General features: G+C 32.5%; 12 protein-coding genes. 6 read left to right on the forward strand and 6 right to left on the reverse strand.

Features of this window, described 5'->3' with window-relative positions; genetic code table 11:
- Positions 1-60 precede the first annotated feature (60 nt).
- Positions 61-591 (forward strand): RNA methyltransferase, encoded by a 531-nt coding sequence (locus MK119_RS02185; RefSeq protein ID WP_290670331.1) that lies wholly within the window; start codon positions 61-63, stop codon positions 589-591.
- A gap of 84 nt (positions 592-675) precedes the next feature.
- Here MK119_RS02185 and MK119_RS02190 read toward each other — a convergent pair whose 3' ends face one another.
- Both MK119_RS02190 and folK read right to left on the reverse strand, forming a co-directional pair.
- The gene (locus tag MK119_RS02190) at positions 676-1,128 is read right to left on the reverse strand and encodes a hypothetical protein (RefSeq protein WP_290670334.1); all 453 of its coding nucleotides are present in this window, start codon (positions 1,126-1,128) and stop codon (positions 676-678) included.
- A 144-nt stretch (positions 1,129-1,272) separates the two neighbouring features.
- Entirely contained in the window at positions 1,273-2,394 is a 1,122-nt protein-coding gene (folK, locus tag MK119_RS02195; RefSeq protein ID WP_290670336.1) for a 2-amino-4-hydroxy-6-hydroxymethyldihydropteridine diphosphokinase, read from the reverse strand.
- A gap of 221 nt (positions 2,395-2,615) precedes the next feature.
- Here folK and sppA point away from each other — a divergent pair, with 221 nt between their 5' ends.
- Complete coding sequence (gene sppA, locus MK119_RS02200) at positions 2,616-4,382, forward strand: signal peptide peptidase SppA (RefSeq protein WP_290670339.1); 1,767 nt, start codon at positions 2,616-2,618, stop codon at positions 4,380-4,382.
- 77 nt (positions 4,383-4,459) lie between these two features.
- Here sppA and MK119_RS02205 read toward each other — a convergent pair whose 3' ends face one another.
- Together MK119_RS02205 and MK119_RS24170 are read right to left on the reverse strand one after the other, a co-directional pair.
- Positions 4,460-4,672 (reverse strand): class I lanthipeptide, encoded by a 213-nt coding sequence (locus MK119_RS02205; RefSeq protein ID WP_290670342.1) that lies wholly within the window; start codon positions 4,670-4,672, stop codon positions 4,460-4,462.
- 700 nt (positions 4,673-5,372) lie between these two features.
- The gene (locus MK119_RS24170) at positions 5,373-5,450 is read right to left on the reverse strand and encodes a class I lanthipeptide (protein ID WP_366512757.1); all 78 of its coding nucleotides are present in this window, start codon (positions 5,448-5,450) and stop codon (positions 5,373-5,375) included.
- 168 nt (positions 5,451-5,618) lie between these two features.
- Here MK119_RS24170 and MK119_RS02210 point away from each other — a divergent pair, with 168 nt between their 5' ends.
- The 3 genes from MK119_RS02210 (at position 5,619) to MK119_RS02220 (ending at position 10,193) form a co-directional block, all read left to right on the forward strand.
- Positions 5,619-6,350 (forward strand): queuosine precursor transporter, encoded by a 732-nt coding sequence (locus tag MK119_RS02210; protein WP_290670345.1) that lies wholly within the window; start codon positions 5,619-5,621, stop codon positions 6,348-6,350.
- 51 nt (positions 6,351-6,401) lie between these two features.
- Entirely contained in the window at positions 6,402-9,056 is a 2,655-nt protein-coding gene (locus tag MK119_RS02215; RefSeq protein WP_290670347.1) for an AsmA-like C-terminal region-containing protein, read from the forward strand.
- Positions 9,057-9,572: 516 nt separating this feature from the next.
- Positions 9,573-10,193 (forward strand): LysE family transporter, encoded by a 621-nt coding sequence (locus MK119_RS02220; protein WP_290670349.1) that lies wholly within the window; start codon positions 9,573-9,575, stop codon positions 10,191-10,193.
- Between the two features lie 106 nt (positions 10,194-10,299).
- On the opposite strand, the gene MK119_RS02225 is transcribed toward MK119_RS02220, so the two are convergent.
- Both MK119_RS02225 and MK119_RS02230 read right to left on the reverse strand, forming a co-directional pair.
- Positions 10,300-10,920: a hypothetical protein gene (locus MK119_RS02225; RefSeq protein ID WP_290670351.1), complete on the reverse strand. Its 621-nt coding sequence runs from the start codon at positions 10,918-10,920 to the stop codon at positions 10,300-10,302.
- 166 nt (positions 10,921-11,086) lie between these two features.
- Positions 11,087-11,881, reverse strand: coding sequence for a DUF2797 domain-containing protein (locus MK119_RS02230; RefSeq protein ID WP_290670354.1), 795 nt, complete (start codon positions 11,879-11,881; stop codon positions 11,087-11,089).
- A 133-nt stretch (positions 11,882-12,014) separates the two neighbouring features.
- On the opposite strand from MK119_RS02230, the gene MK119_RS02235 reads away from it, so the two are divergent.
- Entirely contained in the window at positions 12,015-13,535 is a 1,521-nt protein-coding gene (locus MK119_RS02235; RefSeq protein WP_290670357.1) for a GH3 auxin-responsive promoter family protein, read from the forward strand.
- Positions 13,536-13,632: the final 97 nt, after the last annotated feature.

Consider the following 13,632-nt stretch of genomic DNA (forward strand, 5'->3'; position numbering starts at 1 on the left):
TTGTACAATATTCGTTAAACGCGAATTTAAATAAATTCAAGGAAAACTTACGGAGTATCTATGAGAAAACTCAAAAATAGTGAACTAAACAGATTGAGTGTAGACGAATTTAAATCGTCACAAAAAACAAGCCTTATTGTCATCCTTGATAATATTCGCAGCTTAAACAATATTGGTTCGGTTTTTAGAACGAGTGATGCCTTTTTGATAGAGAAGATTTATTTATGTGGAATTACCGCAAAACCACCACATAAAGACATTCATAGGACTGCTTTGGGATCAACTGAATCCGTTGCTTGGGAATATCGTGAAGATACATTAGAGCTTGTAAAAGAACTGCAAGAAAATGGAGTTAAAGTAGCGTCTATAGAACAAGCTGAGAATGCAACAATGCTACATGAGTTTACTCCTGAGAAAACAAATACCTATGCTGTAGTGTTTGGTAATGAAGTGAAAGGTGTGCAGCAAGCAGTCGTTTCAGCTAGTGATTATGTGATTGAAATTCCGCAATTTGGCACCAAACATTCCTTGAATATTTCAGTAAGTACTGGAGTTGTCCTTTGGGATGTGTTTCGAAAGTTGGTGCTTTAGATTTTAATAGACTTCTTAGACGCACTTTGTTTTTAGACTGGCTTAGCTTTAAGCTATTGGATGTGAATACAATTTTAACAATGTTTATTTTTTGCTGTATACTGTTATTGCTTGCAGTAATTCATTGAAGCTTTTTTTATATGCTATTTTTTCGAATTTGAATGGTCCAATATCTGTGTAATTGAAAAAGTCTATTTCTTTTTCATAATTATTTTCATCTCCAAAGTTTGACCAAATTATTTCATCTTGTTTCTCCGAAATTTCAATTGTTGTTGCGCCACAACCTATATCACCACATTCTGCACAAACAAAAACCTTTACGCGACCACTTTCAAGTTCTTCATTCCTTTTGTTACCTAAAAACTGTTGTATCATCTTTTTCTCTTCTTCTAGGTTCACATCCCATCCAAAAGGAGTAATTTGATCATAGTCTTCCATTTGGCACATGTCATACAAGGACTTTCCATCAATCAAAAAATCATAAAATAGTAGATTTCTTTTTTTATCAGTTCTTATTTTGAATTTGAGAGTATTCATTTTTCAATAATGTATAGCGTTTATCTTAAAGGAGTCCTTGTAATTTCTTCTATAACTATACCTTTTTTAAGGGTTTATTAATTTTCAAGACTTTCGCAATACTATTTCAATACGTAAGACAAGTAACCTGAGCGAAGTCCATGGTTATGCTTCATTAATCTCCGCAACGATTTTATGATAATCATTTGCATTCGCTACGAAATCCAAGTCAGAAACATCAATGATTTTTACATTTAAATCTTTATGTGTTCGGATGAATTCTAAATACCCATTGTTAATCTTATCTAAGTATTCTGAAGGTATTTTTTGTTCATAATCGCGTCCGCGTTTTTTGATATTTCGTAGCAAACGTTCCGTGTTTTGGTAGAGATACACATACAAATCAGGCTTTGGAATTTCTTTGTACATGATATCAAACAACTTTCGATACAACTTATATTCGTCTTGTTGTAAAGTCACTTTTGCAAAGATTAAGGATTTTACCACATCATAATCAGACACAATAAAATCTTTAAACAGGTCCAACTGTGCTAAGTCATCTGAAATTTGCTGATATCGATCTGCCAAAAACGACATTTCTAATGGAAAGGCATACCGACTGTTATCTTCATAAAATTTTGGCAAAAACGGATTGTCTGCAAAACGTTCTAAGATCAATTTTCTATTAAAATCTTCTGCAATCTTCGTAGCCAATGAAGTTTTTCCAGCTCCAATATTCCCTTCTATGGCAATATAATTAAAACGAGAAAAGCTTTTGGTTGCATTCGGATTTTCTAAAACTTCTTCACTGACTTCCATTCCTTCATCTGAAATTTTAGTATTCAATTGAGAAACCGTTTTTTTATGTATTGGATGAATTTTACTTGGCGCAATATCACACAACGGTTGCATCACAAACTTACGCTCATATGCTAACGGATGTGGCAATACCAACAAGCCTGTTTCCATAATCGTATCTTCATAAAAAATAATATCAATATCAATAGTACGATCTTGATATTCCTTTTTGTGACTGCGAATCCGACCTAGTGAAACTTCAATTTCTAAAATCTCCGTCATCATTTCTGCTGGAGACAAAGCGGTTTTTACACATAAACACGCATTGTAAAAATCATTTCCATCATATCCCCATGAAGGTGTTTTGTAAATAGGTGAGATTTTTATAACACGACCAATTTTAGCAGAAAGTTGCTGCACTGCGTTTTGTAAATGTGCGCGTTTGTCGCCAACATTACTTCCAATAGAGATGTATGTAGTATGTAACAAGTTTGGATGCAATTAAATACGTTTGTAGAGCCAAAAATAGCCGCGCCAAAGATAATTAAAATATACAGATCGAATTGTGAAAATACCGAAAGTGTGTTTTTATTTTACTTAAAAAAAAATGTTCCGCTAAATTTTACAAAAAATGTAACTTTTATAGAGAAAACTACACTTACTTTCTAACGTTACGTAATTAATAAATACTTTTGAAAAAAATATAGACTATGAATTTTTTTAAACGTGTACTTTCCACGATTGTGGGATTGACGATCTTTGTTGCCTTGTGTTTTCTAATATTATTTTTAATTATTTTCTTTAATGCAAATGCCAGCGACAATCTCGTAGTTGTAAAGAAGAATACAGTTTTAGAACTCAATTTAAATCAGCCTATTGAAGATTACGGCGGAAGATTTGATTACAGCAACGTTCCATTTTATCCAAATACACCACAATACGATGGATTGTTCAATATTATAGACGCCATTAATTACGCAATAGACGATGATAAGATTAAAGGAATTTCTATTAAAAATAATACCATCAGTGCTGGAATGGCACAAACAAAAGCCTTGCGAGATGCTTTAATTTCATTTAAAGAATCTGGCAAATTCATTGTTTCATACGGAGATTATTATTCCCAAAAAGATTATTACTTAAATTCTGTTGCAGATACCATGTACCTGAACCCTGTTGGCTTTTTAGATTTTAAAGGTTTGTCAATGGAACGCATGTATTACAAAGACTTTCAGGAAAAGTATGGTGTAAAAATGGAAGTAGTTCGCCATGGAAAATACAAAAGTGCCGTTGAGGGATATATTAGTCAAGAAATGAGTGAAGCCAATCGCAAACAAACTTCTGTGTTTTTACAATCCATTTGGGATGAAATGCGCAAAGAAATTAGTGTAAGTAGAAATATTTCAACGGATCAATTAAATCTATTGGCAGATGAATTGGCAGGACGTACAGCAAAACGAGCATTAGAAGCAAAATTGATTGATAAAATGGCTTATGAAGATGAATACGAGCTTGGTATTCAAAACGCAATGGGCGAACATACATTGATCAATAGAATTGATATTTATGAGTATGCTAGACATGTAGGTGAACGAAAAACTACTAATCCTTCTTATGAAAGAATAGCTGTGATTTATGCTCAAGGACAAATTATATATGGCGAAGGTGATGAAGCTATGATTGGACAAGGTGTTATGAATAAAGCTCTGAAAGAAGCTAGAGAAGATGAAACCGTTAAAGCAATTGTATTGCGCATCAACTCTCCTGGAGGAAGTGCAATGGCTAGTGAGTTGATTTGGAGAGAGATTGAATTGACAAAGCAAGTAAAACCTGTTATTGTATCTATGGGGAATTTAGCTGCTTCAGGTGGATATTACATCGCATGTAATGCCGATAAGATTTTTGCAGAACCTAATACTATTACAGGAAGTATTGGTGTATTTGGTACCATTCCAAACATGCACCAATTGGCAGAAAATTTAGGTATCAATGCTGAGCAAGTAGGAACGAATAAGAATTCTGTAGACTATAGTGTTTTTGAACCATTAAGTGATGAGCAACGCGCTTTGATAAAAGAAGGAATTGAAGATATTTACGATTTATTTACCCAACGTGTAGCAGACGGACGTGGTATGACGCAAACTTCCATAGATGAAATTGCACAAGGACGCGTTTGGACAGGAAATGATGCTGTTAAAATTGGATTGGTAGATGAAATTGGCGGATTAGATAAGGCATTACAAGCTGCAGCAGAAGTAGCAAACCTATCTGAATATGACATTTTAGAATTACCAGTTTACGAAAAAGATTTGCAAAGTATTATCAATCAGTATACTGGTGGATACATTCAAACCAAAGAAGAAATATTACGCGAAGAGTTAGGTGATAAAAACTATGAGTTACTACAAAAAATGAAGAAACTCACACAAATGAAAGGACCACAATTATTATTGCCTTATGAAATTGAGATTAAATAATTTTGTTAGTAATTAATCACATTAAAAGCCTTTCCCGAAAAACGGAAAGGCTTTTTTATGTTTAGTGTACAACTAGATTACAGACAATGGCATTCTGAACCTCCGTTACAACTCAACCCACATGTTTCAGTTCCTCCTCCACAATAGTCTGAGGCATCGTGTGGACAAGTCCATCCTCTATATGAAAGACATCCATAAGTGATTGAAGATCCTCCGTTTAATTGTCCTTCAGTCAAATTAGAAATACTGCTTTTGTTTAACCCTAAACTTTTTAAATTCTTTTTTTTCATAATTGTGATATTTTGTGATTAATACATGTACTAAAATTACAAGAGATCCACATTCACTCAAAACACTTACAGTCAGCAATTTATAAATAACGAGTCGAAATTCATGAATTTCGACATTCACAAAATGTAAGAAAAAAGTATTTCCGAATCAACAGAAAGACTTTCATGTCTATAAATTTTAAATTGAAATATCAATAATTATTTTTTCCAACAATCTAGAGTTCCTGAAGGTTTTGGACCAGTATTGCCTTCACATCGCAAAGTACATCTCAAAGACCTAAGCTTAGTGCTTCCGCTAACTCCTCCTTTTAATTGAGTATCTAATAAATTAGAGATTCTTTTCTTATTTAATTTCAAAGTTTTTAACCCTTTTCTTTTCATAATAATTTGCCTCTTTGGTTTTACAATAAAACAAAGGCATATCTTACAAAATACCAATCATAACAATTATAATCTGTTCTTCACAAACAACGAGTCGTAATTTATATATTACGACTGCTATTAATTTATTTTTTAAAAAAAACTACTCAAAAAGCAACCTCCACATTACTTTTCAAGTAGCTCAAAAATAAAACTTTAAACACTAAATATCGTCAAATGGACAACCAGGATGACCACTTCTATTTCCGCAATCGCCTGTACAATTAAAAGCCTTTTGAAATGGAGTACATCCATCGGAACATCCAGTTGAAAATAATCCTCAATTGACAATTTCTCTATTCAAATCAGAAATTGATTTTTTGTTTATAGACAGCTTGCCTAGTTTTCGTTTTTTCATAATATATTCGCTTTTTTGATTCACTAGCTAAAGTAGCAACAAGTAATTTACTATAAAACAACAGTTTATTCATATTTATAAATTTGACATAAAAAACGGTATCAAATCATTTTTTAACAGCCAAATTCTTAACATAATACTCGAAAGAAACTTTAGTATCTTTGTAATATGACAACAGCCGACAAAAAACTAGCAGGCAAAATTTACCTATATCTTGCCGCATTATTCATTACTTCCTTAGTAGTTTCGAACTTAATTTTTCAAAAATTTTTCTTTTGGTATCCAATAGACATACAAGTGTTTGGAGAAAACCTTTTTGAACTTTCTGTAGGATTACTACCTTATCCTCTTACCTTTTTAATTACGGATGCCATTTCTGAGATTTACGGAAAAAAGAAAGCCAATCAGGTTGTAATTGCAGGAATTTTTGCCTCTTTTTTCTCCTTAGGAATTATTTTAGTATCAAAGTACGCACCAGCTACTTCATGGTCGCCTGTAAACGACAAAACATTTACAGATGTTTTTGGAAATACAAATTTAGCAGTGTTAGCCTCTATGCTTGCTTATTTATTTGCACAATTTATAGATATTCATCTTTATCATTTTTGGAAAAAACTTACCAAAGGAAAACATTTATGGTTACGTAATAACTTTTCCACATTTGCGTCTCAATTTGTAGATACATTCTCTGTTATTACGCTACTTTGCTCATTTGGCGTTATTGAATGGAGTCGTTATTTTGGCTTAATTGCTGCTGGTTTTATCTTTAAAGTTCTTGTAGCTTTTCTAGATACACCATTTTTATATTTAATAGTTTATGCGTTTAGAAAGCGTTTTGGCTTGAAAATTGGAGAAGAGATTGACTTAGATGATTATTCTGAAAATTTATCAACTTCTTAACTGTGTTTTTTTAAGATTTCACGTTATTGAGGTTACCAAAAAGTTGAACTCATGAAGGTGAAAAAAATATTAAAAAGAACTGGAATCACACTCTTGATTCTTATCATAGCATTGATAGCAACTCCTTATATCTTTGAGGATAAAATTATTGCAATGGTCAAGGAAAGTATTAATGAAAACATTAATGCTCGTGTTGATTTTGCAGATGCAGATATTAGTTTTTTTAGAAATTTCCCAAAAGCTTCTATTATTTTGGAAGATGTAGAAGTTATCAATAATGCTCCTTTTGAAAATGATACTTTATTTTATGGAAAAGAAGTTGCTGTCACCACAGGTATTGGAGAGCTTTTTAAAGGAAAGAATGAAGCTATGCAGATTTATAGTTTTTCGATTGAAAATGCTAAGATAAATATTGAAGTTGATGAAGCAGGAAATGCGAATTATGATATTGGAAAACCTAGTGAAACAGCTGAGACTAATGAAGCTACTGAGGAAACTTCTGATTTTAAATTTAAGATCGATAATTATCATATTTTAAATACAGATATCACCTATCATGATTCAAAAAGTAAAACCTATTTAACAGTTGAAAATTTACAACACAAAGGATTTGGAGATTTTTCACTGGCAACTTCAGAATTAGAAACTACAACGGAAGCTCTTGTTTCTTTTGCATTAGACGATATGCATTATATCAACAAACAGCAAATAGCTTTAGACGCTATGATTGCAATGGATTTAGCTAATGGAAAATATACATTTTTAGAAAACAAAGCTTTAATAAATCACTTGCCGCTGAAGTTTGATGGTTTTGTTCAAATTAACCCAGATTCACAAGAAATTGATTTGGAATTAGCAACTCCTTCGTCCGATTTTAAAAACTTTTTAGCCGTAATTCCAGAAGCATACACCAAGAATATTTCGGATGTTAAAACTACAGGAAACTTTGAAGTTTCAGGAGAAATCAAAGGTATTGTGGACGATACACACATTCCAAAAATTGATATTAAAGTAGTTTCAAACAATGCCTCTTTTAAATATCCAGATCTTCCAAAAAGCGTACAAAACATCAACATTGATGCTCTATTAAAAAATACAACTGGAAAAATAGAAGATACGTACCTCAACATCAATAATTTGGCTTTTAAAATTGACCAAGATACTTTTCGTGGCAACGGAACTTTATCACAGCTCACGACAAATCCTAAGGTAAATGCCACTATCAAAGGAAAATTGGATTTAGGGAATATTTCAAAAGTATATCCTATAAAACTCAACAAAGAACTGAGCGGGATTTTGGATGCAAATATAACTACCAATTTTGACATGAATGCGATTGAAAAAGAGCAATATGAGCGCATTAAAAATACGGGAAACCTAAAAGTGTCTGACTTTTTGTTTTCTTCGAAAGATGTAGTAAATCCACTGGCTATTTCGGAAGCAACTATTGACTTTATTCCTGGAAGAATTTCACTAAAAAAGTTTAATGCTGCAAGCGGGAAAAGTGATTTTAACGCCACTGGTAAAATTGAAAACTTACTTGGCTTTTTATTCAACGAAGGAAAACTCAAAGGTGACTTTAATGTAAATTCAAATGCATTTTATGTAAGTGATTTTATGGTGGCTAGCGGAGAAGGAAGCGAAAATCAAAATACGGAAGTAGCACAAGGAGAAGCCTTAAAAATTCCAGCTTTTTTAGATTGCAGCATCCATGTAAATTCAAAAAAGGTATTTTACGATAATGTACAATTAAATAATGTTAAAGGAAATTTATCTTTGGTTGATGGAGCAGCGGTTTTAAACAATATAACCTCTGATGTTTTTGACGGAAAAATTACCATGAGTGGATTGGTTTCTACAAAGAACGACACGCCTAATTTTGCAATGGATTTAGGCATGGATTCTTTTGATTTATCCAAATCATTTAACGGATTGGAATTGCTACAAAATATTGCTCCAATTGCAAAAGCGCTTGACGGAAAGTTAAACACCAACATTTCCTTAAAAGGGAATTTAAACAAAAGCTATATACCAAATTTGACAACTATTTCAGGAAATGCTTTCGCAGAATTACTTTCAACGACTTTAAAGTCTAGCAATATTGATTTTTTTAATACCATTAATGACAAACTTACGTTTATTGACTTGAACAAAATTGACATCGAAGCCATCAAAGCGAAGTTGTCTTTTGATAATGGTAAAGTCAGTGTAAAACCATTTGCATTTAACCATAAAGACATCCAAATTACTGTTGCTGGAAGTCATGGATTTGATCAAACATTGGATTACAACGCAACTTTTGAAATTCCAGCAAAATATTTAGGTACAGAAGTCACAAACTTACTTTCACAAATCAAATCGGAAGAAGCTAAAAATATTACCATTCCGGTATCTGGAAAAATTACTGGAAACTTTACAAGTCCTAACTTCTCTACTGATTTAGCGAGCGCTACTAAAGATTTGGCTATAAAATTAGGCAAGATCAAAGCGCAAGAAGCTCTAGGGAATATTAACACAGGAAATGATCAAGTGGATAGCATTCTTGGTGATATTTTAGGAAATAATAAGAAAAAAGATTCTACAGTTACCACATCAAATTCTACTATTAAAGATGTAAAAAGTGTTCTTGACAATGGATTAATCGACATTTTTAACAAACGTAAAAAGAAGAAAGAAACGGAGAAGAAAAAAGATTCTATGAATTGATTTTCTTTCTAGATTTACTTATTTGCGGATTCGTTTTTTACCAATTCACAATTAACCAACTCACTTTTAGTAGCTTACAAGGTTAGCAGTTTATTTCTTTTTTAATGTTAATTACGTTATTCCCGTATACAATTTAGCATTTGATTTTTGCTTTTCATTACATTTTAACCAAAATATTATACCATGAAAAAACAAAGTCTCAAAGTATTGAAATTCAATAAATAGTCTATTTCTAATCTTTCATACGAAAATGCAAACAATATAAAAGGAGGAACTTTTGTTTCATTTTTCTGTTCTGTGAGTGCAGAAGAGCACAGATGCGATCCATTTGACTAATCACCTGAGCTTTTTAAAGATTAAAAAGAATCATGCACTGAAGTAAATTTACTATTGATTCGGTTTTTTTATAAAATATATTCAACATATAATCCTTCCAATATAGGTTTCACTTTGAGTTAAAATTCAAAAAACAATCTTTTAATGTAATGATCGTGAAAAACTTCCTACTAAGTCTTCATGGAATTTTTATTGTACTTTGCGATTGGGATATTAGTGACCTTTGTTGGCGCACTTCCTTTGGGAACAGTTAACATTTCTGTCATCAACACTACATTAAGAGCAGATGCACGCAACGCAATGAAAATTGCTGTAGCTGCTGGAATTGCTGAAATTATCATTTCTTTTTATGCACTGAATTGCAGCGTTATGGTTTCTTCCTTTATAGAAATGAATCAATGGATTCAAATTACAATTGCCCTTATATTATTTGTTATTGGTGGTTTTTTATTCTTCAAGAAACAAAAAGAAACTCGCGAGAAAAAGTTTAAAATCTCCAAATATGTCACAGGTTTATTCCTTGGATTACTGAATCCGCCAGTATTGGCATATTGGTTATTTATGATTTCGTACTTAAATAAAAATGACTTCCATTTGAATATGAATTCTTCGATTGCCATTTTATTTGTTTTCTTCTCAGGTGTGTATTTAGGGAAACTATTGACATTATATGGCTACAGTAGACTTAGTATGCTACTTAAAAACAGAGTTCAAAATATTGCTTCTATTATCAATCGTGTAATTGGTATATTATTATTTGCGATCGGCTGTGCTCAGTTAATGAAGTATATGTTTGGTTAGATGCGCTTTACTATTAAACTCGGTTTCACCTGTTAGAATCCAGATCGCTTCGCTTTTAGATTGTTGGACACGCTTCGCTTTAGATTTAATTTGGCTTTTAGAGTTTTTAATTAATTTCAAATACCAAATCATCTAAAAGCATTTCCTTTACATTGCCAGCCATAAAACGGATATTGTGAAACACTACTAAATCATCTTTTTCTAAAATTTCAAATAGAGCCTTTATATTTTGTGAAAAATTTTGCTCTTGATCTCTAAACTGAAAAACTTTATTTCTATGAATTACTGTTACATCATAAAAAATTGTACCATGTAAAGTCATAGTTACTGGTTTATATACCTTAATTTTGAATCCAGTAGCATATTTAAAAGCACGCCTTGCATTGTCAGATTCAGCTCCAGCTGCATTTAAAAAAACCTTTGGTTTAAGTAACCATACTGCTACTGGAATAGATTGCCTAATGTTTGTCTTTTTATTAAAAATATCAACATGAATTACACCAGGTTCATAAGCTTTTAGCGTATATTTATTTCCTTCGTATTTTTTAACTTTTGCATCTTGAGAAGTCACTTCAATTTCATTAAAATCAGCACATCCCACAATCTGTATTGGAGCATCTAACCCTGCATAAATGAAATTATTGACTCCAAACTTTATGGCTAAGTCTTGAGAAAAAGAAAAATTTACGAATAGTAAAAAGACAATTGCGAAGTTTATTTTTTTCATATAGAATAAACGCAATGAAAGTATATTTATTTTTGAGAAAAAATCAAGTTTAATATCCAAACAGGCAAACTACCACGTCGCATACTCTTTGCAGTGACGTTTCAAAAAATGTTTTGGAAGTACAAAGAATCTAGTATTTAATATTGAGGCACTTCAAATTGATAAATCAAGAAATCCCCAAACTCACTACCAAACCTTCATTTCCACGAACATTGAAAACCGTATTATCTTCAAAAATTAAGTATTGTCCTTTGATCCCTTTTAAAACACCTTCAAAACTTGGTGTTTTGCTGAGGTTTAAGCTTTTTACTTTTTCAGGATACGCAAGCACAGGAAAATCTAGTTCAACTACTTCCCTATTGGGTAAAAAATAATCTTTTGCTTCATCAGGAATAAAATCTTTTAGCTCTTCTTTTTTAGCTAATAAATCTGCATCAACATTCAAATTTTGAAGCATTTTTCTCCAATTCGTTTTATCAGAAACGTATGCTTTTAGAGCAACTTCCGTAATTCCTGCTAAATATCTATTCGGGACTTCCACAATTTCTACCGCTTTGATAGCTCCTTGGTCAATCCAACGCGTTGGAACTTGTGGTTTTCGTGTAACTCCTACTTTTACTTCACTTGACAAAGCTAAGTACACAATATGCGGTTGTAATTGTACTTTTTTCTCGTATTCCAAATCGCGATCTTCTATCCCCAAATGTGCTGTACTTAATTCTGGGCGCATGATCCAATCACCTGCTGTTGGAATTTCATAAAAACAGCTTTTACAAAATCCTTGACGGTAAATTGGTTTGTCTTTACCACAATTTAAACATTGAAATTTTTCAAAATCTAAGCGTAGTGTTTTATTGAGTAATTGATTCATATTCAGGAAATCATCTTCAAAATTTAGGTAATATTGAATCGGATTTCCGAACTCTGTTTGCATTTTTGTTAAAACACCTTTGTACATCATTAAAGATTTTTGCTATTTTTATTCACTTAAACTATGCTTACGTCGTAAGAAAAACGTTAACGAAAGTAACAAACTTTTTGCGAGTAGCCATATTTTAAAAGCTAAAATCACAACCGAATAACCTGAATACACCATGCCGATACCATTAGTAAATTCTATCGCTTCTTGGTTTTTGAAAAAGCGCATCTCGCAGATAGAGCACTTTTTGCAAAACCCAAACGAAGTTCAGTTAGAGCTACTGATGAATCTATTAAGTACTGCGAAAAAAACGGAAGTTGGAAAGCAATACGACTTTGCTACAATTACTGATTACAAAACTTACACAGAGCGTATTCCGGTGACTACGTATGAGGATATTCAGGCAATGATTGAACGTGCTCGTAAAGGAGAATCTAATATATTTTGGCCAAAACCGATTAAATGGTTTGCCAAATCGAGCGGAACTACGAATGCTAAAAGTAAATTTATTCCAGTCAGCGATGTCTCTTTAGAATATTGCCATTATGCAGCGAGTAAAGATTTGTTGTGTATGTATCTAAACAACAATCCAGGCGCGCAATTATTTAATGGAAAAAGTTTACGCTTGGGCGGAAGCAAAGAATTGTACGAACAAAACGGAACCTATTACGGTGATTTATCTGCCATTTTAATTGACAATTTACCGCTTTGGGCAGAATTCAGTAGCACACCAAGCAGCAAAGTATCCTTAATGGGTGATTGGGAGGTGAAGATTGATGCCATCATCAAAGAAACATTGCGTGAAAACGTAACGAGCTTAGCAGGTGTTCCTTCTTGGATGTTGGTTTTAATGAATGAGGTTTTAGAGCAAACTCAAAAAGCCAACTTATTTGAAGTATGGCCAAATTTAGAAGCGTATTTTCATGGAGGCGTAAGTTTTGCTCCGTATGAAGATCAATATCGCAATTTATTACCTAGTGATAAATTCAAGTATTATGAAATTTACAATGCTTCTGAAGGTTTCTTTGCGATTCAAGATCGAAATGATTCTGATGAATTATTGCTGATGTTGGATTATGGAATTTTTTACGAATTCATTCCTATGGATGCGTTCCACACACCAGATCAAAAAGTAATTCCATTATCAGAAGTTGAAGTTGATCAAAACTATGCTGTTGTTATTACAACCAATGGTGGTTTATGGCGTTATATGGTTGGAGACACAATCCGCTTTACATCTATTAACCCATACAGGGTTAAAGTGACTGGTAGAACCAAACATCATATCAATGTTTTTGGTGAAGAACTTATTATTGAAAATGCTGAAGATGCATTGCGACGTGTTTGTGCAGCTACGCAATCGGAAATTGTAGAATACACAGCTGGACCAATTTTTATGCACGATGGCGAAAAAGGCGCGCATGAATGGATCATAGAATTTAAAAAAGCACCTGAAAATATTGGAGAATTTACTTTTCTTCTTGATGAAGCACTTCAAAACATCAATTCTGATTATGAAGCGAAGCGATTTAATAATATGACATTAAACAGTCTAAAATTAAATGTTGCACGTGCGGGGTTATTTTACGATTGGTTAAAAAAGAGTGACAAATTAGGCGGTCAACACAAAATCCCTAGACTCTCAAATCAGCGTTTATATTTGGAAGAATTACTCCAAATGAACACAAAAGCCTAATCTCTCTAAATCAAGTAAATAGCCCCTCATATAGGGGAAAATACCTGATTTTTTTCTGTAGTTTCAGCTTTTTATACTCCTTATCGGATATTCATGT

It is taken from the genome of Kordia sp. (genome assembly GCF_022447245.1).
GTDB lineage: Bacteria > Bacteroidota > Bacteroidia > Flavobacteriales > Flavobacteriaceae > Kordia.

Bases quoted from the DNA above. Each gene is read 5' to 3' on its own strand.
- MK119_RS02215 (WP_290670347.1), top strand. From the start codon at position 6,402: ATGAAGGTGAAAAAAATATTAAAAAGAACTGGAATCACACTCTTGATT.
- MK119_RS02185 (WP_290670331.1), top strand. From the start codon at position 61: ATGAGAAAACTCAAAAATAGTGAACTAAACAGATTGAGTGTAGACGAA.
- MK119_RS02225 (WP_290670351.1), bottom strand. From the start codon at position 10,920: ATGAAAAAAATAAACTTCGCAATTGTCTTTTTACTATTCGTAAATTTT.
- MK119_RS02205 (WP_290670342.1), bottom strand. From the start codon at position 4,672: ATGAAAAAAAAGAATTTAAAAAGTTTAGGGTTAAACAAAAGCAGTATT.
- MK119_RS24170 (WP_366512757.1), bottom strand. From the start codon at position 5,450: ATGAAAAAACGAAAACTAGGCAAGCTGTCTATAAACAAAAAATCAATT.
- MK119_RS02210 (WP_290670345.1), top strand. From the start codon at position 5,619: ATGACAACAGCCGACAAAAAACTAGCAGGCAAAATTTACCTATATCTT.
- sppA (WP_290670339.1), top strand. From the start codon at position 2,616: ATGAATTTTTTTAAACGTGTACTTTCCACGATTGTGGGATTGACGATC.
- MK119_RS02220 (WP_290670349.1), top strand. From the start codon at position 9,573: ATGGAATTTTTATTGTACTTTGCGATTGGGATATTAGTGACCTTTGTT.
- MK119_RS02235 (WP_290670357.1), top strand. From the start codon at position 12,015: ATGCCGATACCATTAGTAAATTCTATCGCTTCTTGGTTTTTGAAAAAG.
- MK119_RS02230 (WP_290670354.1), bottom strand. From the start codon at position 11,881: ATGATGTACAAAGGTGTTTTAACAAAAATGCAAACAGAGTTCGGAAAT.
- MK119_RS02190 (WP_290670334.1), bottom strand. From the start codon at position 1,128: ATGAATACTCTCAAATTCAAAATAAGAACTGATAAAAAAAGAAATCTA.